The sequence below is a fragment of the Oleiphilus sp. HI0061 genome, assembly GCF_001635675.1.
In genome coordinates, this window is sequence record NZ_LWFE01001578.1 from 1 (window position 1) to 1,276 (window position 1,276).

Consider the following 1,276-nt stretch of genomic DNA (forward strand, 5'->3'; position numbering starts at 1 on the left):
GGAGCGAAAAATTAGCGATAGATATGGTGACAAAAGGCTTTCAGGAAAACTCTTAACAGATTCTCTTTTGGCATTTGATAAACTTGGAATGAGAAAAAAACTTTTTTTGTTCAAATTCAAATCCGTCGAAACTAAGGCAGGGCTAAAATTAATGAAGCTCTAATATAATGTCATTAGGCTATACCCTTTCATTGCATGTTTTTGCCCCCTTTTTGAGTTGCTAGTGTGTCTATAGAGTGAAGTAAGGGTATATAGAGAGTATACACACTAAACACTCATTCTAAGGCCATAATTTTGTCATCAGCCTATTAGCAATACAACGAACTAGGCTGATGACATTATTTAAACAACTACTACGTCCCCCTGATGACAAAAAAATAGCGCCGTTGTTATCAGCCTGCAAAGTCAGTTGCAAAAAAGCGATTATCGTAATTTTCTCATAGCACAATCACTTCAATAGAGTTTCGTTATGAGAGAACAAATAAAAATTCAGGCCAAGTCTGTTTTGATATCTTCCCCTTTACCTTCAGATTTATCTAGACAAATTAAATCTAAAGTAACACCCCTAATTGGCACAAAATATATCACCAAGCTCCACAACAATTTGTTTCAAATTGGAGCAAAGAAAATGGGTGTTAAAATTTTATTCAAACGTGACAACACTAGAAATCGAGTTTTATTGAAATTAGATTTAGATCGCTCCTGGAGTAATGAATACGCCAGGACAATAAACCTGTTACCTAGAATTCTCGGACAAGATTATCTGAGGAGGCTTTTCACTAAGCAGGAGGCATTATCTCTCAAGTATTTAATCACTATCCCAATCGGTACTAGCGATAAAACACTCATTCTGAAACACGCTCAAAATCTCTACCCTTTAATTGAGGGAAAAAGTAAATCCGTCTTAATCGACGAAATTCCGTTGAAGGCTACTTTCAAGCTAGCTAGCCCTTATGGCACTGAGGACAATAAAGACACATCGAAAATAACGGTTACGTTGCAACATCCTCGTAGGGATAAGACTTTCAGTATAGAAAGAGCCTATATTGCCTGGAACTATGCTTCAGTTTACAAAACTCCGAGTATTGGAAGCACATTACCTGAAGAACTTCTTGCTCAGAGCTTCTCAGATGGAATTGCTTTGGTATTATCGAAACACCCTGAGTTTAGGGAACCTTTAAAATCAGTGCTGAAGAAAAGGAAAAAACTGGATTGGCCAACACCACACAGGTACCAATGGGAGCGAGAGTTACGTTTAATTCGGCAACTAAGGAGA

General features: G+C 37.4%; 1 protein-coding gene. It reads left to right on the top strand.

Annotation, left to right across the window (positions count from 1 at the left end):
- Positions 1-469 precede the first annotated feature (469 nt).
- On the top strand, positions 470-1,276 hold an 807-nt coding region (locus A3735_RS24660; protein WP_156499896.1), incomplete at its 3' end, for a hypothetical protein.